Genomic DNA, 25421 nt, shown 5'->3' with positions numbered 1-25421 from the left:
AAGAACGCGGTCAGGAACACCCCGGAGATGAGCAGGACGACGAAGCTGAACAGCGCGATCTCACCGAGCAGGAACGACCAGTGGTCGGGGAAGATCTTGCGGGCGAACGCCTTGACGGCGGTCCCGATCCCGGTGCGCTGGTCGAGGTAGTCCGCGGTCGCCGCTGCGGGCCCTGCGCCGCGCGAGGTGGTCGTGCTCACTTGAGGCGCTCCCAGAAGCTCGGTCCGACAGGTTCGTGGAAGTCCGACTGCGCGACGAGGTAGCCCTCGGCGTCGACCTCGATGGGCAGCTGCGGCAGGGGCCGCTTGGCCGGCCCGAAGACCACCTTGGCACCGTCCGCCACGTCGAACGTGGACTGGTGGCAGGGGCACAGCAGGTGGTGCGTCTGCTGCTCGTACAGCGCGACGGGGCAACCGACGTGGGTGCAGATCTTCGAGTACGCGACGATGCCGTCGTACGACCAGCCCTTGCGGTCGTCCGCCTCCTTGAGGTCGCGCGGGTCGAGACGGACGAGCAGGACCACGGCCTTGGCCTTCTCGTCGAGCGGGTGCTCGGCCTCCTCGAGGTCCGCGGGGATGACGTGGAACACGGAGCCGATCGTCACGTCGGAGGCCTTGATTGGCTGGCCCGACGGATCCTTGGCGAGCTTCGTGCCCTTCTTCCACCACGTGTGCTTGTACTTCGAGACGTCCCAGTCCTCGCCGACGTTGCCGATCAGCGGCAGGACGATGGTCAGCGGGAACAGCGCGAGTGCCGACACGAGGGCGCCCTTGAGGATCCCGCGGCGACCGATGCCGGAGTCGGCGGCACCCTCGGACAGGACCTCGATCGCCGCCGCACGCGTCTCGTCGGAGCTGCGCTGCGGGTGGCGCTCCTCGGACTTCTCGTGGTCGTTCATGATGGACTTCGCCCAGTGGACGGCCGCGGTGCCGATGCCGCCGAGCGCGAAGAACAGCGTCAGGCCGAGCAAGAGGTTCGACGTCCGCATGCTGGCGACGGTCTGGCCGGGCGGGGCGGCGAAGTACGCGACGACGAACCCGATGGTGCCGAGGATCGAGACCGTGAGCATCACGACGACCTGACGCTCGGCGCGCTTGTCCGCGGCGGGGTCGACGTCGGACCGGCGGTCGTGGTGCTCGGGGTGACCGGGGTTCTCGAACCGGTCGGGGACCGTCTGCCGTGCCGGGACGACCTCGTTCGACGCCTGGTGGCCGGGGTTCACGTGCGTGCTCACGAGGACTTCGCTCCGATCCAGACGGCCGCGCCGATCAGCAGGCCGATGCCGATGACCCACACCCACAGGCCCTCACCGACCGGCCCGATGGACCCGAGGGTCGACCCGCCGGGGGAGCCCTGCTTCTGTGCGTCGAGGTACGCGATGACGTCGCGCTTGTCCTGCGCCGACAGGTTGGCGCTGTTGAAGACCGGCATCGACTGCGGGCCCGTCAGCATCGCCTCGAAGATGTGCGTGGGTGTCGTCGCCATGAGCGTCGGTGCGAACTTGCCCTCCGAGAGCGGGCCGCCGATGCCGACGGCGTTGTGGCACATCGCGCAGTTCGTGCGGAACAGCGCCATGCCGTTGGCGACGTTGCCCTTGGCCGGGTCGACGTCGTCCGCCGAGGGGATCGACGGACCGGCGCCGAGCGACGCGACGTAGGCCGCGAGCTGCTCGATCTGCGCGGCGTCGAACTGCACCTCCTTGGCCTCGACCTGCGGACCGCTCATCTGTGCGGGCATGCGACCCGTGCCGACCTGGAAGTCCACCGCCGCGGCGCCGACACCGACGAGCGACGGTGCACTTGCGGTTCCCTCGGCCGAGGCGCCGTGGCACGTGGCGCAGTTGGCCTGGAACAGCTTCTTGCCGGTCGCGACGTCGTTCGTGCTGGTCGCCGCGGGGGCGGCGTCGGCAGTGGTCGGCGCCAGGACGGCGTACAGGCCGCCGGTGACCAGCAGCGCCAGCAGGAGCAGTGCGACCGGCGCATGCCGGGAGTGCCTGCGGGCTGCGAGTGCCTTCACGGATCGTTCCTCGTCTCGCACGTGGGGGTGGGGGCGGTGGGGACGCTGTGCGTCCGCCGGGAGATCAGCGCAGCAGGTAGATGACCGCGAACAGCGCGATCCAGACGACGTCGACGAAGTGCCAGTAGTACGACGTCACGATCGCCGTCGTGGCCTCGTGGTGGCCGAACCGCTTGGCCGCGAACGAGCGGCCGAGCAGGAACAGGAATGCCAGGAGCCCGCCGATGACGTGCAGGGCGTGGAACCCCGTCGTGAGGTAGAAGACGGAGCCGTAGGGGCTCGAGGCGATGGTCAGGCCCTCGCTCACGAGGCCGGCGTACTCGTACATCTGACCGCCGACGAACACGGCGCCCATGACGTACGTGAGGGTGACCCACTCGTTCATGCCCCAGCGCGCGGGCTGGAAGATCGAGCCGGTCCGGGACGGCTGGAACCGCTCGGCGGCCCAGACGCCCATCTGGCACGTGACCGACGACAGCACGAGCACTGTCGTGTTGATGGCGGCGAAGGTCAGGTTGAGCTTCGGCGTCTGTGCCGCCCACTCATCAGGCACCGCGCCGCGGAGACTGAAGTACATGGCGAACAGGCCGGCGAAGAACATGAGCTCGCTGGCGAGCCACACGATCGTTCCCACCGACACGGGGTTCGGCCGGTTGACGCTCACGTGTGGTGCGGTGCGGGGGGCAGCCGTTGCGGTCGACACGTTGGCCATTATGGCCGATCGGAGGCGCGCATGGGTCGTTAGGCCTAGATGACACTCACGGGATATGTCACATCGTCAGTTCCGGGTGGCCTCGGCGCGGCTGTCAGACGGCGTGAGCACCGGGCCGCCCCGACGTGCCAAGATGCCTTTCAGGCACGTCGACGACGAGTGAGGATGCATCATGGGAACCGCCGAGCAGCACGACCAGCCACGATCTGACGGCGTGGAGGGCACACGGGGCGCGGCCCCCGCGATCCTCTTGTACAGCGACGACGTCGACACGCGCGAGCAGGTCAGGCTCGCCGTGGGGTGCCGGCTGGGGCGCGGCGCGCCGGACATCCGGTGGGTCGAGGTGGCCACCGCCGCCGAGGTCATCCGCCAGGTCGAGCTCGGCGGGTTCGACCTGCTCGTGCTCGACGGCGAGGCGGGGAAGGTCGGCGGGATGGGCATCGCGCGCCAGCTCAAGGACGAGATCTACCAGTGCCCGCCGGTCCTGCTGCTGACCGGCCGCGAGCAGGACGCGTGGCTCGCGTCGTGGTCGCGGGCGGACGCGGTCGTGAGCCGGCCGATCGATCCCGTCAAGCTGCCCGTTGTCGTGGCCGACCTCATCGCTGCGCGTGCGCTGACGGCATGAGCATCACGGCGACGTGGTCCGACGTGCTGACGGCCCTCGTCGCGCGCACGGACCTCACGCCCCAGCAGGCTGCGTGGGCGATGGGCGAGATCATGACCGGGGACGCGTCTCCGGTGCAGGTCGCGGGGTTCCTGGTCGCACTGCGCAGCAAGGGAGAGACCGCGGAGGAGTTCGGCGCCCTCGCTGACACGATGCTCGCTCACGCGGTCCGGATCGAGGTCCCCGGGCGCACCGTCGACATCGTCGGCACGGGCGGGGACCGCGCTCACACCGTGAACATCTCGACGATGGCCTCGATCGTGATCGCCGGGACCGGTCTGCGCGTCGTCAAGCACGGCGGGCGTGCCTCGTCGTCGTCCACCGGGTCGGCGGACGTGCTCGAGGCGCTCGGCATCCGGCTCGACCACACTGTCGGGCGCGTCGCCGAGCTGGCGACCGAGGTCGGCATCACGTTCTGCTTCGCGCAGGTGTTCCACCCGTCGATGCGCCACGCCGCCGTCGCCCGCCGTGAGCTGGGCATCGCCACGGCGTTCAACTTTCTCGGCCCCGTCACCAATCCCGCGTCGCCCGCAGCCGCGGCCATCGGTGTCGCCGACGCGCGCATGGCCGTCCTCATGGCGAGCGTCCTGGCGGGGCGGGGGACGAGCGCGCTCGTCTTCCGCAACGACGACGGCCTCGACGAGCTCGCCCCCACGGCACCCTCGACCGTCTGGGAGGTGCGCGACGGCCTCGTGGTCGAGCACCGCTTCGATGCTGTGGTGGACCTCGGGCTCACCGCCCTCGAGATCGCGGACCTGCGTGGCGGCGCGTCGGAGCTCAACGCCGGCGTCGTCCGCGCCGTGCTGGCGGGGGAGCTCGTCCCCGCACGCGAGACGGTGCTGCTCAACGCCGCGGCGGGTCTGGTGGCTGACGGGACCCTGCCGGGCACCGCTCGCGGGACCCTCGTCGAGCGCCTGAGAGCCGGTCTGCGGCTCGCCGGCGAGTCGGTCGACTCCGGGGCCGCGCTCGACGTCCTCGAGCGGTGGAGGGCGGCCTCGGCCGCCTCCTGACCCCTGAGCGGTCGAGAGTCCGAAGTCGAAGGTCGGCCGTCGACCGTCGACCGTCGACCGTCGACTCGAGACTCAGTCGTCCAGGCCGAGCGAGAAGGCCTCGTCGAGGTCGTGCTTGGAGTAGGTCCGGAACGCGATGTACGTCTGCGTCCGGAGCACGCCCTCGACCTTGCTCAGGTGGTCGGCGATGACGTCGGCGAGCTGGTCGTGCTCGCGGACCCGCACGAGCGCGATGAGGTCGACCTCGCCGGTCACGGAGTAGACCTCGCTGACGCCGGGGACCTCCGCGATCGCCGCAGCGACCTCGGGGATGCGGGCGGCGTCGGTGTCGATGAGGACGATGGCAGTCAGCATGCGGCCATCATGCCGCGCCCACGGTGTCGGCGCGCACGCGTGACCCGGCATCGTCGGGCAGCGCTGCGGCGAGGTACGCCGAGACGGACGCCGCCGTGGCCTCGGCACCGGCGCACGACTGGGCGCCGCGCACCGGGCACGCCCACCCCTCGGGGACCTCGACGAGCCGCACGCCCGGGGAGTCGAGCCACGCGAGCAGCAGGTCGGCCTCCTCGGGGTGCCCGGCGGGCGCTGGGGCGACGGGGCGCTCGACGTGCTCGGCAGACAGGCGCAGCGACTCGATGACGGGCCACGGGTCGTCGGTGCGATCCACCGTTGCCGTGGCAGCGAGCCGCGCGTACCGGATGAGGACGACCTCCCAGCCGCCGCCGGGAGACCGCCGGGCCGCGACGAGCTCGGGGCAGGCGGACAGCGGGGCGAGCCGCTGCGCACGAGCAGCGCCGCGCAGGAACGCGGTCAGCCTGTCCCGCACGGCTCCTGCCTCCTCGAACCGCTCCTGGGCGACGAGGGTGGCGATGCGGGTGGCGTGGGCACCGACCACCGCCGTCGGATCGGAGAGCATCGCGGACCGGACGGCGTGGACGACGTCGGCGTAGCCGCTCGGGTCCTGGTGCCCTGTGCACGGTGCGGCGCAGCGGCCCATCTCGGCGAGGGCGCACGCGCTCGCGCCTTGCGCTGCGACGAGGGGCAGACGGGGTGTGCACTGACGGATCGCGAACGTCTCGTGGAGGGCGTCGATCGCCGCCTGCGCCGCACCCTGCGAGGCGAACGGTCCGATGTGGGCCGAGACGGGGCCGTCCGTGCTCCCGCGCTCACCCGCGTCGCCCCGGACCTCGCGGACGATGGAGAGCCGGGGGAACGGCTCGTGGGTCAGGCGCACCCAGGGCATGCGCTCGGGGAAGCGCGAGCGACGGTTGTACCGCGGCGAGTGCTCCGCGATCAGCCGGAGCTCCCGGACCTGCGCCTCGAGCGGTGTCGCGCACACGACGGGCGTGACCTCGTGCGCGATGCGGACCATCTCGGTCATCCGGGCGCGCTTCTCGGCGGCCGTGAAGTAGCTCCGGACGCGGGTGCGGATCGACGTCGAGGTCCCGACGTACAGGACCTCGTCGTGCGGGCCGCGGAACATGTAGACGCCCGGTGCGTCGGGCAGGCCGTCGGCGAGGTGGCGCTTGCGGCGGACGTCCGAGGGGACGGGGTCGGTCGCGGACGCGAGGTCCTCGAGGTGCGTGATGCCGAGCGGCGCGAGTCGGCTGAGCAGCGCGTGCAGCACGTCGACGGTGGCGCGCGCGTCGGACAGCGCGCGGTGGTCGGGCGTGACCGTCGCCCGGAACAGCGCCGCGAGCGTGCCGAGCTTGTGGTTGGGGGCCTCGTCGCGGGTGACGACGCGGCGTGCCAGCCGCACGGTGTCGAGCACCTGGTTGCCCGGCCACGGGTAGCCCGTCTCGGCGGCGGCGGCCTTGAGGAACCCGATGTCGAAGGGAGCGTTGTGCGCGACGAGGACCGACCCGCGTGCGAACTCGAGGAAGCTCGGCAGGACCTCCGCGATGCGGGGTGCGCCGATCACCATCGAGGTCGTGATGCCGGTCAGCACGGAGATGAACGCCGGGACGGGCCCGCCCGGGTCGACGAGCGTCTGGAACTCCCCGAGGACCTCGCCGCCCCGCACCTTGACGGCGCCGATCTCGGTGATCGCGCACGAGCCCGGGGTGCCGCCCGTCGTCTCGAGGTCGACGACCACGAACGTGACGTCCGACAACGGCGTGCCGAGCTCGTCGAGCGTGAGCTGGACCGGGCGGCCGGTCGTCGGTGGCGTCAGGTCGGCGCGGGCCAACGGCCGGCGCTGACGGGGGATCGACACCATGACCCGGAGGCTAGCCGCCGTGACCGACATGCTGCGCCAGTCGGCTCGCCGCGCAGATGTGGGCGGCGTGTCGCCACCTAGGGTGGGCGGCATGACGAAGCGTGCGCAGACGGCCGGGGGCGCCGACGAGCTGCCTGCCGACGTGCGTGCCGCGATCCTGCGGACCGCGGCGGAGGTCCTCGGGTCGCTCGAGCCGACGGAGGTCCCGGTCGCGCTGCGCCAGGTGCACCGGTTCGCGCCGCGTCGTCGTGCGACCGCCGGGGCTCTGCCGCTGTGGACCACCCTCACGCTGGACGACGGCTTCCGTGGCCGCGTCGCGCGCGTCTGGAGCCAGGCGCGGCCGACGCTCGCGGACAGCCTCGTCGGGACGCACGACGGCGTGGACGACCACGAGGTCGCCGAGCTCGCCGCCGGGTCGGCTGCCGAGGTCGCCGTCGGCGCCTGGCTGCTGCGACCCGCGGGCTGGGAGGACCTGCTGGTCGCAGCGTCACGGGCGCTGGCGGAGCAGGGCACGGTCGAGGGGGGCGTGCCAGCACGGACCCTGGAGGCCGCGCAGGAGCGGGCGGACCGCGCCGAGGCCGACGCCGCACAGCTCGCGGCACGGCTCGGTGTCGCCCTCGTCGAGGCCGAGGAGGCCCGGAGCGACGCCGCGACCCTGCGCCGCGAGCAGAGGCGGCTGCGCTCGGACGCAGACCGCGCCCGCAGCGAGGCTCGACGGGCACTGGGTGAGGCGCAGGCCGACCGGGTCGAGGCCGAGCGGCTGCGGGTCGAGGCGGGGGACCTGCTGGCCAGGGCCATGGACGTGGAACGTTCCGCCGAGGCCGAGCGGCTCGTGGTCCGAGGGGAGTCCCGCTTGGCCCGTGGGCTCGCCGAGACACGCGTGCGACTGCTGCTGGACACCATCGTCGACGCTGCGGACGCGCTCCGCGACGAGCTCGCGCTGCCACCGGTCGGCCTCGGGCCTGCTGACCTCGTGGCGCCCTCGGGCGACCAGGGGCCCGCGCCGCGGCGCACCTCACGGGGTCGCGCCGCCACCGACCCGGCGCTCCTCGACGACCTGCTCGCGCTCCCGCACGCGCACCTCGTCGTCGACGGGTACAACGTCTCGAAGAGCGCCTACGGGGAGCTGTCGCTCGCCGACCAGCGTCACCGGCTCGTCGGTGCGCTCGCGAACCTCGCCGGGCGCACCGGTGTCGAGATCACCTGCTGCTTCGACGGCCAGGAGGGTCCGCGCCGGACCGGCGGCTACGCGCGCGGGGTCCGGGTGCTGTTCTCCGTCGGGGAGATCGCCGACGACCTGATCCGGCGGCTCGTACGCGCCGAGCCGCCCGGTCGGGTCGTGGTCGTCGTGACGAGCGACCAGCAGGTGGTCGCCGACGTGCAGGCAGGCGGTGCGTGGGCGGTCCCGGCCGAGACACTGCTCGCGCGGCTGACCCGCCTCTGAGCCGGCGTGTCGGCGGCCGCGGCTAGCGTGCGGCGCATGATCATCGACTGCGACAGCTGCACGGTCCGGGGCGCGGCGTGCGCCGACTGCGTGGTGACCTTCCTGACCGTCCCGGTGCGCGCGGGCGCTGCGGCACCGTCCGCCGCCAGGGCGTTCGACCTCGACCTGGCGGAGCGAGGGGCGATCGGCGTGCTCGCGGCATCGGGGCTCGTGCCCCCGTTGCGGCTGGCGCGCACCGGTGAGGGCGCCCGAGCCGCAACGGGTTGACCGTCGAGCACCTCGCGGTCAGCGGCGCACGTCAGTCGCTGTGGGCGTCGCTCGTCTCGTAGAGCGCGTCGATCTCGGCCGCGAAGTCCTTGATGACCTCCGTGCGCCGGATGCTGAGCTTCGGCGTCAGGTACCCGTTGGCGATGGTGAGGTCCCCCGGGAGGATGCGGAACTTGCGGATCGACTCGGCGCGCGAGACGGCGCGGTTCGCGCGCTCGACCGCCTTCTCGATCGACTCGAGCACGGCAGGGCTCGTCCTGGCCTCCTCGAGCGTCAGGTGAGCGTGACCGTGCGTCGCCAGCCAGCCAGGCAGGCCCTCGGGGTCGAGCGTCACGAGCGCGCCGATGAACGGTCTCGCGTCGCCCACGACGACGACCTGGCTGATGAGCGGGTGGCTGCGCAGGCGGTCCTCGAGCACAGCGGGCGCCACGTTCTTGCCCGCTGCGGTGACGATGATCTCCTTCTTGCGGCCCGTGATGCGCAGGAAGCCCTGCTCGTCGAGCGACCCGAGGTCGCCGGTGCGGAACCAGCCGTCGTGGAAGGACTCCGCGGTGGCGGCCTCGTTGCGGTGGTAGCCACGGAAGACATTCGGGCCCTTGAGCTCGATCTCGCCGTCCTCGGCGATGCGGACCGCGTGCCCGGGCAGCGGTGGGCCCACGGTCCCGATCTTGGTCGTCGCCGGCAGGTTGACCGTGGCCGGTGCCGTCGTCTCGGTCAGCCCGTAGCCCTCGAGCACGTGCAGGCCCAGCCCGCGGTAGAAGTGCCCGAGCCGCTCGCCGAGCGGCGCACCGCCGGAGATCGCCCACTCCGCATGCCCACCGAGCGCCGCCCGGAGCTTGCCGTAGACGAGCCGGTCGGCGAGGCGGTGCTGCAGCCGGAGCCACGTCGGCGGGCCACCGGCGGCGTCGAGCGCGCGCGAGTACGTGATCGCCGTGGCCGCGGCCCAGCGGAAGATCTTCAGCTTGGCGGGGCTCGAGGCTGCCTTCTGCTCGGCGGAGTTGTAGACCTTCTCGAACACTCGCGGTACCGACAGGATGAACGTCGGCTTGAACGACTCGAGGTCGGCGACGAGGTTCTTCGTGTCGGAGGTGTGGCCGAGGACAGCGCCGCCCGGGATGCACAGCACCTCGACGAACCGTGCGAACACGTGCGCGAGCGGCATGAACAGGAGCGTGCGGGAGCCGGGGGAGTTCACGACCTCACCGAGGCGACCGACCGCGTTGCGGGTCAGCACCGAGAAGTTGCCGTGCGTGAGCTCGGCGCCCTTGGGGCGGCCCGTGGTCCCCGACGTGTAGATGATCGTCGCGAGGTCGTCGAGCTGGGCGAGGCCCCTGCGGCGCGCGATCTCGGAGTCAGGGACGTCCCGACCACCCTCGACCAGCATCGCGATCGCGCCGTCGTCGATGACGAGCACCTCGCGGACAGTCGGCGCATCGACCCGCACCTCGGCGGCGGTGGCCGCGTGCGCGGCGGACTCCGCGACGAGCAGCGACACCTCGGAGTTGGTGAGGATCCACAGGACCTGCTCGGCCGACGACGTCTCGTACAGCGGGACGGGCACGGCAGCGGCTGCCCAGCAGGCCCAGTCGAGCAGCGTCCACTCGTACCGGGTCCGCGAGAAGATCCCGACCCGGTCGCCCGGCTCGACGCCCCGGGCGACGAGCCCCTTGGCGAGCGCGACCACCTCGGCGTCGAACTCACGCGCTGTCAGGGGGACCCAGGGGCCGTCCGGCACGAGCCGGCGTTCCACCACCGCGCGATCCGGCGTGGCGGCGACGCGGGCCGCGAGCAGGTCGTTGAGGTTCTCGGTGGGGTCCGGCTCGATGAGCGCGGGGGTACGAAACTCGTCCATGCTGGCTCCAGTGACAGTGGCCGAAGAGTTGTAAGGGACACCTTACCGGGACTTTCGTACTAACCAGTACGTTTCGGGGGTGAGTATTCTTCGCGCGCGGTCCGTTCGTCGGCCCCGGGGCAGCACCACGCCGCGGGGCGCTAGCGTGGACGCGCATCCATGGCAGGGCTCGGATCGACGGGTGGCGTGAGCCCCCCGACCGGCCGCACGACGAGTACGTAGGGACGGACATGCACGCCATCGGAGTGGACATCGGCGGGACCAAGATCGCGGCCGGCGTCGTCGACGAGGACGGGAACATCCTGGCGCAGACGCTGCGCAGGACGTCCGCCGAAGACTCGGACAGCGTCGACCGCGAGGTCATCGCCGCGTGCCGCGAGCTAGCGAGCGAGCATGAGATCGGCGCCATCGGTCTTGCGGCGCCCGGCTTCGTCAGCTCGGATCAGGCCACCGTGCTGTTCACCCCCAACCTGCCCTGGCGGGACCACCCGCTGCGTGACCGCGTCGCGGCGGAGTTCGGCACCGACGTGCGCATCGTCGTGGAGAACGACGCGAACGCTGCCGGGTGGGCGGAGTTCCGCTTCGGTGTCGGCAGGGACGTCGACGACATGCTGCTGCTCACGATCGGCACGGGTCTCGGTGGCGCCGTGATCGTCGGCGGCAAGCTCGTCCGAGGCGCCTGGGGCGTCGCCGCGGAGGTCGGCCACATGCGGGTCGTCCCGGGCGGGCACTTCTGCGGCTGCGGCCACGAGGGCTGCTGGGAGCAGTACGCGTCGGGCAGCGCGCTCGTGCGCAACGCGAAGGCGGCGCTCGTGTCGCGGCCGGACCGCGGTGCCCGGCTCCTCGAGCTCGCCGGGGGCGACGCCGAGGGCCTCGTCGGCCCGCACATCACCATCGCGGCGCAGGGCGGCGACCCGCTGGCCATCGAGCTGCTCGCCGACCTCGGCCGGTGGATCGGTGAGGGCTCGGCGTCGGTCGCTGCGCTCCTCGACCCGGCGCTCATCGTCATCGGCGGCGGCGTCGGAGCCGCGGGCGACCTGCTGCTCGCCCCGGCGCGGCGCGGGTTCACGGACCAGCTGCCGGCGCTGGGCTACCGGCCCGTGGCACGCATCGAGCTCGCGGCGATGGGGAACGACGCCGGGATCGTCGGCGCAGCCGACCTCGCTCGGCTCTGAGCCGCACGCGCCCTACCGTCGGGTGACGGCAGGGCAGGTCGACGCAGGTCAGACGACCGCGCCGTGGTTGTCGTCGGAGTCGTCGCGCCGGTGGTTCGGCATGCGCCAGACGAGCACGGCGACACCGAGCGCGAACACGACCCCGGCGGCCTCGACGAGCGCCGTCGGGGCGTCTCGCCAGGCGATGAGCAGGATGAAGAAGAAGACCGGCATGCCGGCGGCGGCGAACCACGCCATCGTGAGCAGCGGATCGCCGCCGAGGACGGGCCCGGGATCCGGGGGCTCGAAGTGCTCCTCGGCGTCGACGGAAGCCTCGGCGTCGTCGATCTGGTCCGTGCCGTCCCAGTCCCGCCCGGTCAGCTCCGGCGGGGTCACGTCGCGGCCGCCTGCGGGCCGGATCACACGAGGGTCGGACACCCAGGGCGCGACCGGGTACGACACGACGTGGGAGCCGCTCTCGGGGGCTGTGGGGGTGTCGGGCAGCGGCCCGTCGAGGTCGGAGAGCTGGGCCACGATCGCGTCCCAGCGTTCGGCCTCGGTGGGCTCGGGGTTCTCGGCAGCGGGTTCGGCAGCTGCCGGCGCGCCGGCGGACGAGTCGTCGGCACCCACGTCGGGAGAGCCGTCGGCGGCAGGCTCGTCGGCGTCGTCGCGGGGCTCGTCCGCGCGTGGTGGCATGGCAGCACTCTAGAGTCGGACCAGTGCATGGTGAGGCTCGCGGGACGAACCCGGGCTCGGTCGAGAGGTGGCAGGTTGTTCTACTGGCTGATGAAGCGGGTCCTCGTGGGTCCGCTGCTGCACCTGCTCTTCCGACCCTGGGTGCGCGGCATCGAGAACGTGCCCACGACGGGCGGTGCGATCCTGGCGAGCAACCACCTCGCCGTGATCGACTCGTTCGTCCTGCCGCTCGTCCTGGACCGGGAGATCGTGTTCATCGGCAAGTCCGAGTACTTCACGGGCACCGGGATCAAGGGCCGGCTCAAGGCGGGCTTCTTCCGCGGGGTCGGCACGATCCCGGTGGATCGCAGCGGCGGCAAGGCGTCCGAGGCGGCCCTTCACACCGGCCTCCTGCGGCTCGAGGCGGGCGGGCTGTTCGGGATCTACCCCGAGGGGACGCGCAGCCCCGACGGTCGGCTCTACCGCGGCAAGACGGGTGTGGCGCGGCTCGCCCTCGAGTCCGGCGTCCCCGTGATCCCGATCGCGATGATCGGGACCGACGTCGCGCAGCCGATCGGTCGGACCATCCCGAAGCCCGTGCGCATCGGCGTCGTCGTCGGCGAGCCGCTCGACTTCAGCCGCTACAAGGGCATGGAGAACGACCGCTTCATCCTGCGGTCGGTGACCGACGAGATCATGTACTCGCTCATGAGCCTGTCCGGCCAGGAGTACGTCGACGTGTACGCCGCGACGCAGAAGGCGCGCATCGCGACCGGTCACCCCGCGGCGAAGCTCCCGACGCCCGACGCGGCCGCGACGGCCCCCGGCGGCCGACCCGTCCCGGACGTCCACGTGCCGGTACCGCCCGAGGACGACGCGGCGCCGTCGGTAGGATGAACCCGCCGCCGGTCTCCGGGCGGCAACGCCTTCCCCGGACCTAGGGCCCGACGACTCGTCGTCGTGACGCCCGACGATGTGGGCTCCGGTACCCGTTCAACGAGAGGTGCATCTCATGTCGGTTCGTCGCGTCGCGCTCCTGACCGCAGGCGGCTTCGCCCCGTGCCTGTCCTCCGCCGTCGGTGGGCTCATCGAGCGCTACACCGAGCTCGCGCCGGAGATCGAGATCATCGCCTACCAGCACGGCTACCACGGGCTCCTGACCGGCACGAAGATCGTCGTCGACGCCGAGGCGCGCGCGAAGGCCGGCATCCTGCACCGGTTCGGCGGCTCGCCGATCGGCAACTCGCGCGTCAAGCTCACCAACGCGGCCGACTGCGTCAAGCGCGGCCTCGTCAAGGAGGGCCAGGACCCGCTGCAGGTCGCTGCCGAGCAGCTCAAGGCCGACGGCGTCGACGTGCTCCACACGATCGGCGGCGACGACACCAACACGACGGCCGCCGACCTCGCCGCGTACCTCGAGGACCACGGCTACCACCTGACGGTCGTCGGCCTGCCGAAGACGATCGACAACGACGTCATCCCGATCAAGCAGTCGCTCGGGGCCTGGACCGCGGCCGAGGAGGCCGCGGGGTTCGCCGCGAACGTCATCGGCGAGCACCGGTCCGGACCGCGCATGCTGATCGTCCACGAGGTCATGGGTCGGCACTGCGGGTGGCTCACGGCCGCCGCGGCCTCGGAGTACCGCAAGTGGCTCGACACGCAGGAGTGGGTCCCCAGCATCGGTCTGTCGCGGGAGCGCTGGGACATCCACGCGGTGTTCCTGCCCGAGCTCGCGCTCGACATCGAGGCCGAGGCCAAGCGCCTGCGCGCGGTCATGGACGAGGTCGGCAACGTCAACATCTTCCTGTCCGAGGGCGCAGGCATGCACGAGATCGTCGCGCAGCTCGAGGCCGCGGGCACCGAGGTTCTCCGCGACGCGTTCGGCCACGTCCGGCTCGACACGATCAACCCCGGCCAGTGGTTCGCGAAGCAGTTCTCGAAGCTGCTCGGTGCCGAGAAGACCATGGTCCAGAAGTCGGGCTACTACTCGCGCGCCGCGGCGGCCAACGTCGAGGACCTCCGCCTCATCAAGTCGATGACCGACTTCGCGGTCGAGTCGGCGTTCAGGGGCGAGTCGGGCGTCATCGGGCACGACGAGGAGGACGGCGACCGCCTCAAGGCCATCGCGTTCCCCCGCATCGCGGGCGGCAAGGCGTTCGACACCTCGGTGCCGTGGTTCGGTGAGCTCCTGGCCGACATCGGCCAGGACCTGGTCCCAGCGGCGCACTCATGAGCGTCGAGGCGGACCCGCAGGTCCTCGCCGGGCTGGACAACTGGCGCACGATGTCGGCCCGCCAGCAGCCGCGCTGGCCGGACCTCGCCGAGCTGGAGTCCGTCACCCGCAAGCTCGCCCAGGTCCCGCCGCTCGTGTTCGCGGGGGAGGCGGACGCGCTGCGGGCCCAGCTCGCGGCCGCGGGGCGCGGGGAGGCCTTCCTGCTGCAGGGGGGCGACTGCGCGGAGACGTTTGCCGACGCCACCGCCGACAACATCCGCAACAAGATCAAGACGATCCTGCAGATGGCGGTCGTGCTCACCTACGGCGCGAGCCTGCCCGTCATCAAGATGGGTCGCATGGCGGGGCAGTACGCCAAGCCGCGCAGCTCCGACGAGGAGACGCGCGACGGGGTGACCCTGCCGGCGTTCCGCGGCGACATCATCAACGGCTTCGAGTTCACCCCCGAGGACCGCACGCCCGATCCGCGCCGGCTGCTCGAGGCGTACCACACGTCCGCCTCGACGCTGAACCTGATCCGTGCGTTCACCACGGGTGGGTTCGCGTCGCTGCTGCGTGCGCACGAGTGGAACAAGGGGTTCATGGCGAACCCCGCGTACTCCCGCTACGAGGAGATCGCCGCCGAGATCGACCGTGCGATCCGGTTCATGGCGGCATGCGGAGCCGACTTCGACGCGCTGCGCACCGTGGACTTCTACTCGAGCCACGAGGGGCTGCTGCTCGACTACGAGCGGCCGCTCACGCGCATCGACTCGCGCACCGGGCTGCCGTACGACTGCTCGGCCCACTTCCTGTGGATCGGTGAGCGCACGCGCGAGCTCGACGGCGCGCACGTCGATTACTTCTCTCGCGTCCACAACCCGATCGGCATCAAGCTCGGCCCGACGTCGACCGCCGACGACGCGCTCGCGCTCATCGACAAGCTGAACCCGACGGCCGAGCCCGGACGCATCACGTTCATCACGCGGATGGGCGCCGGCAAGATCCGGGAACGCTTGCCGCAGCTCGTGGAGAAGGTCACCGCCGACGGTCGTCCCGTCACCTGGGTGTGCGACCCGATGCACGGCAACGGCATCACGTCGGCCAGCGGGTACAAGACCCGCCGGTTCTCCGACGTCATGGACGAGGTCGCGGGGTTCTTCGAGGTGCACCGCGCGCTCGGGACCGTTCCCGGCGGGCTGCACATCGAGCTCACCGGCGACGACGTCACCGAGGTGCTGGGCGGCTCAGAGGAGATCGACGACGCCGGGCTGGCCCGGCGCTACGAGACGCTCGTCGACCCGCGCCTGAACCACCAGCAGTCGCTCGAGCTGGCGTTCCAGGTCGTGGAGCTGCTGCGCAGGTCCTGAGGCTGCACGGCAACGGGCGCACCCGATCGGGTGCGCCCGTTGTTGCGTCAGGTTGCCCCGACGTGCCCGCAGACGGCTCAGACGATCGAGAGGGTGATCTCGCTGCCCTTGGGAATCTTGGAGCCCGCCTTCTCACTCTGAGAGAAGATCCGGTTCGCCACCGCGTAGCCGAGTGGTTTGCCTGTCTTGACCACGAACCCGGCGGCCTCGAGCGTGGCAATCGCGTCGTCTGCCGGCTTGTTCACGACGTTGGGCACTTCGATCAGCTCCCGACCCTGCGAGATGGTCAGCGTGACCGTGTCGCCGCGGTGGTGGCCCTCAGCCTGGGGGAGCGGGTCCTGGCTGATGACGCGTCCCTGGGCGACGGTGTCCGAGAACGCGGGGGCCAGGGCCACCTTGAGGCCGATGCTCTCGAGCTGCTTGTTCGCCTCGTCCTGCGTCGCGCCGACCACGGAGACGATCGTCACGGGCGCCGGGCCGTCCGAGATCGTCAGCAGCACGTCGGACGAGCGCTCGAGCTGGTCGCCGGGCTTCGCCGACGCCTCGATGACGACACCGAGGCCGGCCATGTCGGAGTAGTGCTTGCCCTCGACGTACACGGCCTTGAGGCCGGCTGCGGTCAGCGCGGCATCGGCGTCGGCCTGCAGCGCGCCGACGAGCTTGTCGGGGACGGAGACGAGGTCCTGACCCTTCGAGACGGTCACCGTGACGGTCCCGTCCTTGCGGATGCGGGAGCCCTCCGCGGGGGTCGTGCCGACGACGAAGCCCGAGGCCACGGTGTGATCGAACGCCTGGACCGGCTCAGGCGTCAGCCCGTGGGCGGTCAGGATGCTCGCGGCGACGTCCTGCGCCTCGCCGGCCACCTGGGGGACCGTCGTGTAGGCGCCGGGGCCGTCGGTGACGTACCACCACGTACCCGCGCCGCCGGCGACGAGCAGGAGCGCGACGATGCTGGCCCAGATGATGCGACGTCGGCGGTGGTTCGGCGCGGACTTGTCGGCGGTGGGCCGGATGCCGCTGCCGATGGGCAGTGCGACGGTGCCTCCCGCGGGGACGAGGACGAACCGGGTCGTCGCGGCGTCCGGGCCGGTCGCAGGCACGTCCTGGGAGTCGTCGGGAGGCGTCGGGCCGACGAGCGCGGTGCCCGGCGCATCGTCGTCGGGCGCCTCCTCGCCGGCGTCGGTGGCGAGCGGCAGGGAGATCGACGGGCTGACGTCCGCGCGGCGATCGAGGGTCTCGGGGTCGAGGGCGAGGCGGGTCCGTCGGACGAGCGCGAGCGCTGCGGACGCGTCGATGGGACGGTCGTCGGGCTCGCGCGCGGCGAGGGCGCCGATGAGCTCGTCGATCTCGACGGGGAGCCAGCCGACGAGGTCCGAGGCCGCCGGGATGTCGGAGTTGACGTGCTGGAACGCGACCTGGATCGGGGTCTCGCCGACGAACGGCTGGCGGCCGGTGATCATCTCGTAGAGCAGGATCCCGATGGCGTACACGTCGGTGCGCGCGTCGCTGCTGCCGCGAGCGACGAGCTCGGGGGCGAGGTAGGCGACCGTCCCGAACACCGTCCCGGTCGTGGCAGACGTGACCTCGGTGACCGCCCGCGCGAGGCCGAAGTCGGCCACCTTGACCCGGCTGTCGGCAGCGATGAGGACGTTCTCGGGCTTGATGTCGCGGTGCACGAGGCCCGCGCGGTGAGCGACGGCGAGCGCATCGAGCACGCGGTCGATGAGGTCGAGCGCCGCGCCGACCGTCAGGGAGCCCTGCTCGCTGAGGTGACGGCGCAGGTTGGTCCCGTCGATGTACTCCATCGTGAGATAGCTGGTCTCACCGTCGAGACCCTGGTCGTAGACGCCGACGAGGCCCGGGTGCGTCAGCCGGGCCGCCGCACGGGCCTCCCGACGGAACCGCGCGACGAAGTCCGAGCCGTCCGTGCCGGCAGCGAGGTGGGGGTGCATGACCTTGAGGGCGACCTCGCGGTCGAGCCGACGGTCGATGGCGAGGTACACCGTGGCCATCCCGCCACGCGCGATGCGGGACATGACCTCGTACCGCCCGTCGACCAGGCGGCCGACGAGCGGATCGGTGATGGTTGCTCCCACGGGCCGAAGTCTACGGTCGCCGTTGCTCCGACCGGGGGACGTGCTCGTCAGCTGAAGCGCGTCATGTGGGTCTGGACGTTCGCGACATAGCGGCGGGTGTCGGCGAACATGCCGTTGCGCCGGACCGAGGCCGCGCCCTGGTAGTAGCCCGCGATCGCCGTCGACACGTCCGGGCTGGACTTGACGAGCGAGCGCAGGATCGCGATGCCTGCCACGACGTTGTCGTCGGGGTCGAGCAGGTTGAGCGAGCGTCCGACGAGCTGCGACGCCCACTCGCCCGAGCTCGGGATGACCTGCATCACGCCGATGGCGTTGGCGGGGGACACGACGGTGTGCTTGAACCCGGACTCCTGGAAGGCGATGGCCTGCGCGAGTGACGGGTCGACCCCCATCTGTCGGGCCGTGGCCACGATCTTCGCCTGCATCTGGGACTTGGTGGGCACAGACGAGCCGAGGAGCGTGCTCTGGTTGACGTTCGCGGCGGCGACGACGGAGTCGGAGTACGTGCGGCCCGCGAACGTGTTGCTCACGAGCTGCACGGTCGCGGTCGCAGCCGTCGCGGTGACGGGAATCGTCAGCTTCTGGCCGATGCGGACGAAGGCGCGGGCGTTGAGCCCGTTCGCCGCGACGATCGCCTGGGCCGTCGTGCCGAGCTTCTTGGCGATCCCGGAGACCGTCTCGCCCGAGACGACCGTGTGGGTGGTCGTCGCCGTCGTGGTCACGACCGTCGCGGCGGCTACCGGCTGCGCGGTCGCGGCGGCGGCGCCCGGGATGGTCAGCTGCTGGCCGATGCGGATGAACCCGCGCGCGTCGAGCCCGTTGGCGGCGACGATCGCCGCGATCGTCGTGTGCTGCCTGGTGGCGATGCGCGAGACGGTGTCGCCCTTCGCCACGGTGTAGGTCGCCGCTGCGGGGGCGACGGTGACGGCGGCGACGGGTGCCACGGCGACGGCCGTCGAGCTGCTCGGGATGACGAGGCGCTGCCCGACGCGGATGCGCGCGGCGTCGGCGAGCGCGTTCGCCCTTGCGATCGCTGCGACCGTCGTGCCGGTGCGCGCGGCGATGTGGCCGACGGTGTCGCCCGTGCGCACGGTGTACTGGTCGTCGGCGTGGGCCGCTCCGCCGGTCGCCGTGACTGCCACGGCGGCGAGCACGAGGGTCGCGGTCGCGCCCGTCCCGGTCACCCGTCGACGCGTCGAGCTGCTGGCGACCTGGGCGTGCCGTGGGCTCGCGTCTGCCGGGCGGAGAGCGCTGCTCGGCGATGCGGGGGCGGTCTGCGTCATTTGTCCGACCTCATGATGCTCAAGTGATGAATGGTGCTCGTGTGACTGGAGTGAATGATTGTGACGGTAGCCCAGGGGAGCGCAAGGGGAAAGCGCGCCGGGGGAATTACGGCGGTGTCATTCACAGGCAGACGGGTGAACCGCGGAAGTTGCGTACGCTGTCGCCGTGACTGACAGCGCACACCTGGACTCCCTCGTCGGCTCGTGGCTGACCCTTCCCGACGTCGCCGACCGGCTCGGCATCGACGTCGGCAAGGTGCGCCGCCTTCTTCAGGAGGGGCGCATCGTGGCGGTGCGACGCGGCGACCCCCGGGTGATCTCGGTCCCCGAGGACTTCTTCGTCGCGAGCCACCTCGCCAACCCGTCCGCCCCGAACCGTGAGGTCCAGGGCGATGCAGAGGCTCCCGCCTGGACCGTGCTCGCCGCGCTCCAGGGCACGTTCACGTTGCTCTCGGACGCCGGGTTCGACGACGACGGCGCGATCGAGTGGCTCTTCTCGGTCGACGACGGGCTGGGCATGACCCCCATCGAGGCTCTGCGGACGGGTCACAAGACCGCGGTCCGGCGCCAGGCCCAGGCCCTGCTGTAGCCCCAGGCCCGTTCGGCTGGCGCCGCGTGGCGCAGCCCGCTCAGGCGCGGCGGTCGACCGCGGCGTGCGCGAGGCGTCCGAGCATCGTGCGGCCCGGCTCGGCGAGCTGGGGCCCGCTCAGGGCCACGAGAGCGCCCTGGGTGAGCTCGCCGATGAGCTGCTCGAGGTCGTCGGGTGCGCCGGTGGCCGCGATCGCGTCAGCGACGGCACGCGCGGCGTGGTCGTCGAGGTCCCGACGTCCGAGCTCGTGGTGCAGCATCGCTGCCGTGCCCTCGTCCCCTGCGGCTCGGGCGCGCGCCATGGCTCGGGCCACGAGCACCGTGCGCTTGCCCTCGCGCAGGTCGTCGCCCGCGGGCTTGCCCGTCGTCGCCGGGTCGCCGAACACCCCCAGCAGGTCGTCGCGCAGCTGGAACCCCTCGCCGAGCGGCAGGCCGATCGCCCGGCACGCGTCGATCTCGTCGTCGCCGGCCTCCGCGAGCACCGCGCCCAGGACCAGGGGGTGCTCCACGCTGTAGCGGGCGGATTTTGCCCGGATGACCTCGCGCGCCCGGGCCTCGTCAGCGGCCGGGTCCTCGCCCCACGGGAGCGCCTGGGCGAGCACGTCGAGGTACTGGCCGACCGTGACCTCGGTGCGCATCAGGTCGAAGACCGCACCGGCCTCGGTGCGCAGGGTCTGCGGCTCACCGGCGACCGCCTCACGGAACGCCTGCTCGCTCAGCACGAGCGCCAGGTCGCCGAGGAGGATCGCGGCAGACTCGCCGAACCGGCGGGCGTCGCCGCTCCACGCCGCCGACGCGTGGAGGTCGGCGAAGGTCCGGTGCGCCGCGGGAAGCCCGCGACGGGTGTCCGAGTCGTCCATCACGTCGTCGTGGAACAGCGCCGCCGCCTGGAACAGCTCGAGCGCGGCACCGACCTCCAGGACGACCTGCTCGCGCGCGGTCCCCGGGAGGCCGCCGTGCGCACGCCACGACCAGTAGCAGAACGCTGCCCGCAGGCGCTTCCCGCCGGAGAGCATCACCGCGACGGCATCCGCGAGCCGGTCCGCGTCGTCACCCGACCGGGCGAGCTCGCCCCGGAGCTCAGCGACCCGCTGCGCAAGGACCGCGTCCACGTGCGCGCGGACGTCCTCGACGTCGACCAGTGCCGTGGGGCTGTTCACGGGGCCGAGCCTAGGCGGCTCACGATCCGACGCGCACGCGTCCACCGAGCGTCATGGTCCGCACCCCGTCCCGGTCGAGCACCCCGAGGACGAGGATCTCGGCGCCGTCGCTCCGGCTGAACGTGGCCTGCGCCGCGAGCCCGGGCTCGGCGTGCTCGGGCGCGGTCTCGACGAACCCGGCGGCCACGAGGTGCTGGCGGAAGACGTCGACGAGGCCGGCCGCGTCCTGCGCCGTCCGCAGGTTGAGGCTCACGTCCCACAGGTCGGTGTCACCGGCTCGAGCCGCCGACGACACGAGCACCTCCGCGCCGTCGGGCACCGGCACGAGATCGACCGGGAAGCCGTCGGCGAGGCTCCCGACCGACGAGTGGCTGTCCGGGCTCTCCGTCAGCAGCGACTCGGTCGGGGCCGGCAGCGGTGCGCTGGCGCTGCTCGTCGCCGACGCCGAGGGCCCGCCGGGACCGGTGACCGGGGTGCAGGCCGCGGCCACGAGCAGGGCGGCCACGGCGCCGGTCGCCAGCGCGACGAGCCGGACCGGGCGCGGGTGGAGGCCCGACGGGTGCGATGACGCGGGGGGCGGGGAGCTCGGAGCGGGCACGGCTCACGGTAACGCGAGGCTCCGGCTCAGTTCGCCCGACCTCAGGGCCCCAAGGCAGGTGAACCATCCACAGATCCTCGTCGCCGGGTCCGGTGACGGGAGTGCATGCAGTGGTCTGTGCCCATGGACACCACCACGATCCGGGTCAGCGAGCCCCGGGAGATGCTCGCCTACCTTCCCCATCAGCTCGGCTTCCGGCCCAGCCACAGTGCCGTGGCAGTGAGCCTCCGTCCGCCACGTGGCCGCATCGGGCTCGTCGCGCGGGTCGACCTGCCCGACCTGGCCGACGTGGAGCGGGGCCCGCAGCTCGCCCGAGGCCTCGTCTCGCACCTCGTGGCCGACCGTGCGTCGGGCGCGGTGCTCGTGCTCTACACGCAGGACGACCCCCGCGATCCCGGCCCGACGCGCACGGTCGCCCGAGCCGCCGCCGAGCACTTCCGCGAGGCCGCGCACACGCTGCTCGGTGAGGTCGTCGTGTGGGTCGTGACGCCGCACGGATACCTGGCGCTCGACTGTGACGACCGCGAGTGCTGCCCGCGCGGCGGACGCCCCCTGCGAGACCTGGAGTCCACCGCGGTCGGCGCCCACATGGTCCTCGCCGGCTCATCGGTCGCCGACTGCCGCGAGGACCTCGCCCGGATCCGGCCCGCACCCGGGAATGCACGCCGGTCCGTCAGCCGCGTCGCCGTCCGGTGGCGTGCACGCGCCGACGAGGCGCAGAGGGACGGTGGCGACGCGCTGCGCGCCTGGCGAGAGCAGTCGGTGACCGCGTGGCGTGCGGCGGTCGAGGTCGAGCTCGCGAGCTCCGCGACCGGCGCAGCGGTCGCGAGCGCTCCGCTCGGTCCGTCGGCTCTGGGGAAGATCGAGGCCGGGCTCGAGGACCGGCGGGTGCGCGACGGCGTCCTCGTGACCCTCGTCCCCGGGACACGCGACCTCGCGGAGCGATCCGTGCGGGACGACGCCACCGCGGCGAGCTCGGAGATGGCGGACGCGGTCGGGGCGATCATCGACCCGCGCTGCGCCGTCGAGCCGCCTGTGGCCGAGACGGCCGCGCACGTCCGGGTCCTCGAGTCCGTCGTCGCGCACGGTCGGCGGGGTGCGCAGCCGCCGGCCCTGACCCTGCTCGCTCTCCTGGCGTGGTGGCAGGGCGACGGGGCACGGGCCAGGCTCCTGCTCGAGCGCGCGCTCGCCGAGGACCCTGCGTACACCCTGGCGCAGCTCCTGGACGCGACGCTCGCCGCCGCCGTCCCACCCGGATGGATCAGTCGGCCACTCTGACGGCACCGTCGGGTGGCGTGCCGGTCGTCCGAGCCGCCGCGCTCCGGTAGCGTCACGGAGCACGGCGACGACGCCGAGGCGAGCGGGAGGGAGACACCGATGGCCATCGTGGTCGGCTACCTGGCGACACCAGAGGGGCGTGCTGCGCTCGAGACTGCAGCGGAGGAGGCCCAACGCCGCACCGAGCGACTCGTCGTCGTGGTGAGCGGCCGTGGGGACGAGACCGACGAGCAGCGGAGCGAGCTCGACGTGGCGCTCGACGGCGTGCGGGCCGAGCTCGACGCGCGCGGAGTCGCGCACGAGCTTCGAGTGCTCACGCGCGGACGCGACGTCGCCGAGGACCTGATCGGCACTGCCGAAGAGGTGGGAGCCGCGCTGATCGTGATCGGTCTGCGCCGGCGCAGCCCGATCGGCAAGCTCATCCTCGGAGCCAACGCGCAGCGCATCCTGCTCGACGCGCCGTGCCCGGTGCTGGCCGTCAAGCCTGTCGCGACCTGAATCAGGGGACAGCCCCGGGAATCATCCTGTTCGGCCGTTCGTTGAACAACGGAACGCGCACGAGAGCTGGCGCGCTCAACCGGAAGAACGGCGCGGGCACCTCCCGCCCGGCCCTTACCTGCAGCGTCTCTACGTTGCCCGCGGGTCTGGGGGCGTGTGCGCGGGACGCCGCCGGTACAATATGGGGGCCCCGCTGATCTGATCCGGGCCTCTCGCTGCCGAAAGGTTGTTTGTGTCGTCCCTTTCTCCACACCCTGCACTGCCGCGTGAGTTCGAGCACCCCGCACTTCAGGCGCTCGTCATCAGCGGTCGGACACACGGACGCGTCGATGCAGCTGCTCTGCGCGACGCATGCGACCAGGCCCAGGTCCAGGACGCCAAGCGGCTGAAGGCCGTCGTGCGCGGGCTGTCGACCGTGGGCATCTCGGTCGACCACCCCGTCGCCGAGCTGCGGGCCGTTGCCGCCACGAGCGCCAAGTCGCGGACCGTCGCGAAGGCCGTGGTCCCCGATGCCGCCGGCGGAGACGCTCCTGCGCCTCGCCGACCCTCGCGCGCCAAGGCCGCGACCACCGCCGCCACGGGTGCGGCCGCCAAGGCACCTGCCAAGACCGCAGCGGCCAAGCCGCTCAGCAAGACCGCCGCCGCCAAGTCCGCGCGCAAGGCGTCCGAGGTCGACGAGGCCGACGGTGTCGTCGAGCCCGACGACGTGGACGTCGACATCGACATCGACATCGAGGCGGTCGAGGTCGTCCCGATCGAGGACGTCGTCGTCGTCGACGACACAGCCGCGGCCGAGTCCGACGACGAGAAGCCGGCCCCCGCCAAGGCGGAGGAGGAGTCCGAGGACACCGGCTTCGTCTACTCCGACGCTGACGACGACGACGCGCCCGCCCAGCAGGTCGTGACCGCCGGTGCCACCGCCGATCCGGTCAAGGACTACCTCAAGCAGATCGGCAAGGTCGCCCTCCTCAACGCCGAGCAGGAGGTCGACCTCGCCAAGCGCATCGAGGCCGGGCTGTTCGCCGAGGAGCGCCTCAACTCCGGCATCACGCTCGAGCCGAAGACCCGCCGCGAGTTCGAGTGGATCGCCGGTGACGGTCGCCGCGCCAAGAACCACCTCCTCGAGGCGAACCTTCGCCTCGTGGTCTCGCTCGCCAAGCGGTACACGGGTCGCGGGATGCTCTTCCTCGACCTGATCCAGGAGGGCAACCTCGGCCTCATCCGCGCGGTCGAGAAGTTCGACTACACCAAGGGCTACAAGTTCTCGACCTACGCCACGTGGTGGATCCGGCAGGCGATCACCCGCGCCATGGCCGACCAGGCGCGCACGATCCGCATCCCGGTGCACATGGTCGAGGTCATCAACAAGCTCGCGCGTGTGCAGCGCCAGATGCTCCAGGACCTGGGTCGTGAGCCCACGCCGGAGGAGCTGGCCAAGGAGCTCGACATGACCCCTGAGAAGGTCGTGGAGGTCCAGAAGTACGGCCGTGAGCCCATCTCGCTGCACACCCCGCTCGGCGAGGACGGCGACAGCGAGTTCGGTGACCTCATCGAGGACTCCGAGGCCGTCGTGCCCGCAGACGCCGTCAGCTTCACGCTCCTGCAGGAGCAGCTGCACCAGGTCCTCGACACGCTCTCCGAGCGTGAGGCCGGAGTCGTCTCGATGCGGTTCGGCCTGACCGACGGTCAGCCCAAGACGCTCGACGAGATCGGCAAGGTCTACGGGGTCACGCGTGAGCGGATCCGGCAGATCGAGTCCAAGACGATGTCCAAGCTGCGTCACCCGTCGCGGTCGCAGGTCCTGCGGGACTACCTGGACTGACCGGGACACCTGGACCGACAGCAACGACGAAGGCCCGACGCGAGATCGCGTCGGGCCTTCGTCGTCGTCTACGGAATCGGTGTCAGCCGGTGGCTCCGGTAGTGGTGTCGGGAGCGGGGGCTCAGCGCGCGGCGCCGGCGCCCGCTCCGTGCTCGGCGAGGAGTCGGTCGGTCTCGTCCTGCACGAACGTCGCCAGCTCGGCGAACTTCGGTGCGTGCTCACGAGCGTGGTGGGCGCAGAACAAGAGCTCGCCCACGGTCAGCTGCACCCGGACGTAGGCCTGCGCGCCACAACGGTCGCAGCGGTCGGCTACGGTCAGCGGTTCGGTCGTTGTCCCAGTCACATCGCTATACAACCAGCGGGCGGCCGATTCCATCGCATCGAAACGGTCAGGTTCGCTTTCCGCGTACAGGCACGGGCGTCGGGAACAAACGCATACCCGCCCGACCCGGGCGCTGACCGGCACGTCGCCGCGAGCCCGTCGGTGCCGTCGATTACGCTCAG

Annotated in this window: 24 protein-coding genes and 1 pseudogene; 12 read left to right on the top strand and 13 right to left on the bottom strand. The window is 72.0% G+C overall.

The window, feature by feature from the left end; all coding sequences use genetic code 11:
* The 4 genes and pseudogenes from DDP54_RS14635 to DDP54_RS14620 form a co-directional block, all read right to left on the bottom strand.
* Nucleotides 1-200: pseudogene (locus tag DDP54_RS14635) on the bottom strand (ubiquinol-cytochrome c reductase cytochrome b subunit); the annotation flags it as partial.
* Nucleotides 197-1222 carry a Rieske 2Fe-2S domain-containing protein gene (locus DDP54_RS14630; protein ID WP_242448498.1) on the bottom strand — a complete coding sequence of 342 codons (1026 nt, stop codon included), beginning with the start codon at nt 1220-1222 and terminating at the stop codon, nt 197-199. The pseudogene DDP54_RS14635 and the gene DDP54_RS14630, both read right to left, overlap by 4 nt.
* An 8-nt stretch (nt 1223-1230) precedes the next feature.
* Entirely contained in the window at nt 1231-2016 is a 786-nt protein-coding gene (locus tag DDP54_RS14625; protein ID WP_109132726.1) for a c-type cytochrome, read from the bottom strand.
* A 64-nt stretch (nt 2017-2080) separates the two neighbouring features.
* On the bottom strand, nt 2081-2728 hold the full coding sequence (locus DDP54_RS14620) for a heme-copper oxidase subunit III (protein WP_109132725.1): 648 nt from the start codon (nt 2726-2728) through the stop codon (nt 2081-2083).
* 172 nt (nt 2729-2900) lie between these two features.
* Here DDP54_RS14620 and DDP54_RS14615 point away from each other — a divergent pair, with 172 nt between their 5' ends.
* Nucleotides 2901-3353 carry a response regulator transcription factor gene (locus DDP54_RS14615; RefSeq protein WP_109132724.1) on the top strand — a complete coding sequence of 151 codons (453 nt, stop codon included), beginning with the start codon at nt 2901-2903 and terminating at the stop codon, nt 3351-3353.
* Entirely contained in the window at nt 3350-4402 is a 1053-nt protein-coding gene (trpD, locus tag DDP54_RS14610; protein WP_109132723.1) for an anthranilate phosphoribosyltransferase, read from the top strand. Before DDP54_RS14615 ends, trpD begins: the two co-directional genes overlap by 4 nt.
* A 72-nt stretch (nt 4403-4474) precedes the next feature.
* Here trpD and DDP54_RS14605 read toward each other — a convergent pair whose 3' ends face one another.
* Nucleotides 4475-4756, bottom strand: a complete 282-nt coding sequence (locus DDP54_RS14605; protein ID WP_109132722.1) for an Lrp/AsnC ligand binding domain-containing protein — start codon at nt 4754-4756, stop codon at nt 4475-4477.
* Between the two features lie 7 nt (nt 4757-4763).
* On the bottom strand, nt 4764-6620 hold the full coding sequence (locus tag DDP54_RS14600; RefSeq protein ID WP_242448491.1) for a DEDD exonuclease domain-containing protein: 1857 nt from the start codon (nt 6618-6620) through the stop codon (nt 4764-4766).
* A gap of 91 nt (nt 6621-6711) precedes the next feature.
* Here DDP54_RS14600 and DDP54_RS14595 point away from each other — a divergent pair, with 91 nt between their 5' ends.
* Complete coding sequence (locus DDP54_RS14595; protein ID WP_109132753.1) at nt 6712-8064, top strand: NYN domain-containing protein; 1353 nt, start codon at nt 6712-6714, stop codon at nt 8062-8064.
* A gap of 36 nt (nt 8065-8100) precedes the next feature.
* Nucleotides 8101-8331, top strand: a complete 231-nt coding sequence (locus DDP54_RS14590) for a hypothetical protein (protein WP_109132720.1) — start codon at nt 8101-8103, stop codon at nt 8329-8331.
* 31 nt (nt 8332-8362) lie between these two features.
* Here the strand turns inward: DDP54_RS14590 and DDP54_RS14585 are convergent, their stop codons facing one another.
* Nucleotides 8363-10183, bottom strand: coding sequence for an AMP-dependent synthetase/ligase (locus DDP54_RS14585; RefSeq protein ID WP_109132719.1), 1821 nt, complete (start codon nt 10181-10183; stop codon nt 8363-8365).
* A gap of 230 nt (nt 10184-10413) precedes the next feature.
* Between DDP54_RS14585 and DDP54_RS14580 the strand changes: the two genes are divergently transcribed.
* Nucleotides 10414-11358: an ROK family glucokinase gene (locus DDP54_RS14580; RefSeq protein WP_109132718.1), complete on the top strand. Its 945-nt coding sequence runs from the start codon at nt 10414-10416 to the stop codon at nt 11356-11358.
* A gap of 48 nt (nt 11359-11406) precedes the next feature.
* Here the strand turns inward: DDP54_RS14580 and DDP54_RS14575 are convergent, their stop codons facing one another.
* Nucleotides 11407-12033, bottom strand: a complete 627-nt coding sequence (locus tag DDP54_RS14575; protein ID WP_109132717.1) for a hypothetical protein — start codon at nt 12031-12033, stop codon at nt 11407-11409.
* Between the two features lie 90 nt (nt 12034-12123).
* On the opposite strand from DDP54_RS14575, the gene DDP54_RS14570 reads away from it, so the two are divergent.
* The 3 genes from DDP54_RS14570 (at nt 12124) to DDP54_RS14560 (ending at nt 15594) form a co-directional block, all read left to right on the top strand.
* Nucleotides 12124-12909 carry a lysophospholipid acyltransferase family protein gene (locus DDP54_RS14570; protein WP_109132716.1) on the top strand — a complete coding sequence of 262 codons (786 nt, stop codon included), beginning with the start codon at nt 12124-12126 and terminating at the stop codon, nt 12907-12909.
* Between the two features lie 115 nt (nt 12910-13024).
* The gene (locus DDP54_RS14565; RefSeq protein ID WP_109132715.1) at nt 13025-14245 is read left to right on the top strand and encodes a pyrophosphate--fructose-6-phosphate 1-phosphotransferase; all 1221 of its coding nucleotides are present in this window, start codon (nt 13025-13027) and stop codon (nt 14243-14245) included.
* Nucleotides 14242-15594 carry a 3-deoxy-7-phosphoheptulonate synthase class II gene (locus tag DDP54_RS14560; RefSeq protein WP_109132714.1) on the top strand — a complete coding sequence of 451 codons (1353 nt, stop codon included), beginning with the start codon at nt 14242-14244 and terminating at the stop codon, nt 15592-15594. Before DDP54_RS14565 ends, DDP54_RS14560 begins: the two co-directional genes overlap by 4 nt.
* Before the next feature lie 77 nt (nt 15595-15671).
* Here DDP54_RS14560 and pknB read toward each other — a convergent pair whose 3' ends face one another.
* Nucleotides 15672-17690, bottom strand: a complete 2019-nt coding sequence (gene pknB / locus DDP54_RS14555; protein WP_242448490.1) for a Stk1 family PASTA domain-containing Ser/Thr kinase — start codon at nt 17688-17690, stop codon at nt 15672-15674.
* Nucleotides 17691-17737: 47 nt separating this feature from the next.
* Nucleotides 17738-18973 carry a LysM peptidoglycan-binding domain-containing protein gene (locus DDP54_RS14550; RefSeq protein WP_109132713.1) on the bottom strand — a complete coding sequence of 412 codons (1236 nt, stop codon included), beginning with the start codon at nt 18971-18973 and terminating at the stop codon, nt 17738-17740.
* 166 nt (nt 18974-19139) lie between these two features.
* Here DDP54_RS14550 and DDP54_RS14545 point away from each other — a divergent pair, with 166 nt between their 5' ends.
* Entirely contained in the window at nt 19140-19562 is a 423-nt protein-coding gene (locus tag DDP54_RS14545; protein WP_109132712.1) for an Rv2175c family DNA-binding protein, read from the top strand.
* Nucleotides 19563-19602: 40 nt separating this feature from the next.
* Here DDP54_RS14545 and DDP54_RS14540 read toward each other — a convergent pair whose 3' ends face one another.
* Nucleotides 19603-20721, bottom strand: coding sequence for a polyprenyl synthetase family protein (locus tag DDP54_RS14540; protein ID WP_109132711.1), 1119 nt, complete (start codon nt 20719-20721; stop codon nt 19603-19605).
* Between the two features lie 19 nt (nt 20722-20740).
* Nucleotides 20741-21319: a hypothetical protein gene (locus tag DDP54_RS14535; protein WP_242448489.1), complete on the bottom strand. Its 579-nt coding sequence runs from the start codon at nt 21317-21319 to the stop codon at nt 20741-20743.
* A 123-nt stretch (nt 21320-21442) separates the two neighbouring features.
* Here DDP54_RS14535 and DDP54_RS14530 point away from each other — a divergent pair, with 123 nt between their 5' ends.
* The 3 genes from DDP54_RS14530 (at nt 21443) to DDP54_RS14520 (ending at nt 24917) form a co-directional block, all read left to right on the top strand.
* Complete coding sequence (locus DDP54_RS14530) at nt 21443-22597, top strand: DUF4192 domain-containing protein (RefSeq protein ID WP_109132710.1); 1155 nt, start codon at nt 21443-21445, stop codon at nt 22595-22597.
* A gap of 99 nt (nt 22598-22696) precedes the next feature.
* Nucleotides 22697-23095: a universal stress protein gene (locus tag DDP54_RS14525; RefSeq protein WP_109132750.1), complete on the top strand. Its 399-nt coding sequence runs from the start codon at nt 22697-22699 to the stop codon at nt 23093-23095.
* 232 nt (nt 23096-23327) lie between these two features.
* The gene (locus tag DDP54_RS14520) at nt 23328-24917 is read left to right on the top strand and encodes an RNA polymerase sigma factor (RefSeq protein ID WP_109132709.1); all 1590 of its coding nucleotides are present in this window, start codon (nt 23328-23330) and stop codon (nt 24915-24917) included.
* 121 nt (nt 24918-25038) lie between these two features.
* On the opposite strand, the gene DDP54_RS14515 is transcribed toward DDP54_RS14520, so the two are convergent.
* Nucleotides 25039-25293, bottom strand: a complete 255-nt coding sequence (locus tag DDP54_RS14515; protein ID WP_109132708.1) for a hypothetical protein — start codon at nt 25291-25293, stop codon at nt 25039-25041.
* Between the last annotated feature and the right edge of the window lie 128 nt (nt 25294-25421).

The sequence above is a fragment of the Cellulomonas sp. WB94 genome, from assembly GCF_003115775.1.
In the GTDB taxonomy this organism is placed as follows: domain Bacteria; phylum Actinomycetota; class Actinomycetes; order Actinomycetales; family Cellulomonadaceae; genus Cellulomonas_A.
The sequence above is the reverse complement of the archived record's forward strand: the minus strand, read 5'-3'. Positions and strand labels throughout refer to the sequence as shown.

Bases quoted from the DNA above. Each gene is read 5' to 3' on its own strand.
- DDP54_RS14620 (WP_109132725.1), bottom strand. From the start codon at position 2,728: ATGGCCAACGTGTCGACCGCAACGGCTGCCCCCCGCACCGCACCACAC.
- DDP54_RS14615 (WP_109132724.1), top strand. From the start codon at position 2,901: ATGGGAACCGCCGAGCAGCACGACCAGCCACGATCTGACGGCGTGGAG.
- trpD (WP_109132723.1), top strand. From the start codon at position 3,350: ATGAGCATCACGGCGACGTGGTCCGACGTGCTGACGGCCCTCGTCGCG.
- DDP54_RS14605 (WP_109132722.1), bottom strand. From the start codon at position 4,756: ATGCTGACTGCCATCGTCCTCATCGACACCGACGCCGCCCGCATCCCC.
- DDP54_RS14600 (WP_242448491.1), bottom strand. From the start codon at position 6,620: ATGGTGTCGATCCCCCGTCAGCGCCGGCCGTTGGCCCGCGCCGACCTG.
- DDP54_RS14595 (WP_109132753.1), top strand. From the start codon at position 6,712: ATGACGAAGCGTGCGCAGACGGCCGGGGGCGCCGACGAGCTGCCTGCC.
- DDP54_RS14590 (WP_109132720.1), top strand. From the start codon at position 8,101: ATGATCATCGACTGCGACAGCTGCACGGTCCGGGGCGCGGCGTGCGCC.
- DDP54_RS14585 (WP_109132719.1), bottom strand. From the start codon at position 10,183: ATGGACGAGTTTCGTACCCCCGCGCTCATCGAGCCGGACCCCACCGAG.
- DDP54_RS14580 (WP_109132718.1), top strand. From the start codon at position 10,414: ATGCACGCCATCGGAGTGGACATCGGCGGGACCAAGATCGCGGCCGGC.
- DDP54_RS14575 (WP_109132717.1), bottom strand. From the start codon at position 12,033: ATGCCACCACGCGCGGACGAGCCCCGCGACGACGCCGACGAGCCTGCC.
- DDP54_RS14570 (WP_109132716.1), top strand. From the start codon at position 12,124: ATGAAGCGGGTCCTCGTGGGTCCGCTGCTGCACCTGCTCTTCCGACCC.
- DDP54_RS14565 (WP_109132715.1), top strand. From the start codon at position 13,025: ATGTCGGTTCGTCGCGTCGCGCTCCTGACCGCAGGCGGCTTCGCCCCG.
- DDP54_RS14560 (WP_109132714.1), top strand. From the start codon at position 14,242: ATGAGCGTCGAGGCGGACCCGCAGGTCCTCGCCGGGCTGGACAACTGG.
- DDP54_RS14550 (WP_109132713.1), bottom strand. From the start codon at position 18,973: ATGACGCAGACCGCCCCCGCATCGCCGAGCAGCGCTCTCCGCCCGGCA.
- DDP54_RS14530 (WP_109132710.1), top strand. From the start codon at position 21,443: ATGGACACCACCACGATCCGGGTCAGCGAGCCCCGGGAGATGCTCGCC.
- DDP54_RS14525 (WP_109132750.1), top strand. From the start codon at position 22,697: ATGGCCATCGTGGTCGGCTACCTGGCGACACCAGAGGGGCGTGCTGCG.
- DDP54_RS14515 (WP_109132708.1), bottom strand. From the start codon at position 25,293: ATGGAATCGGCCGCCCGCTGGTTGTATAGCGATGTGACTGGGACAACG.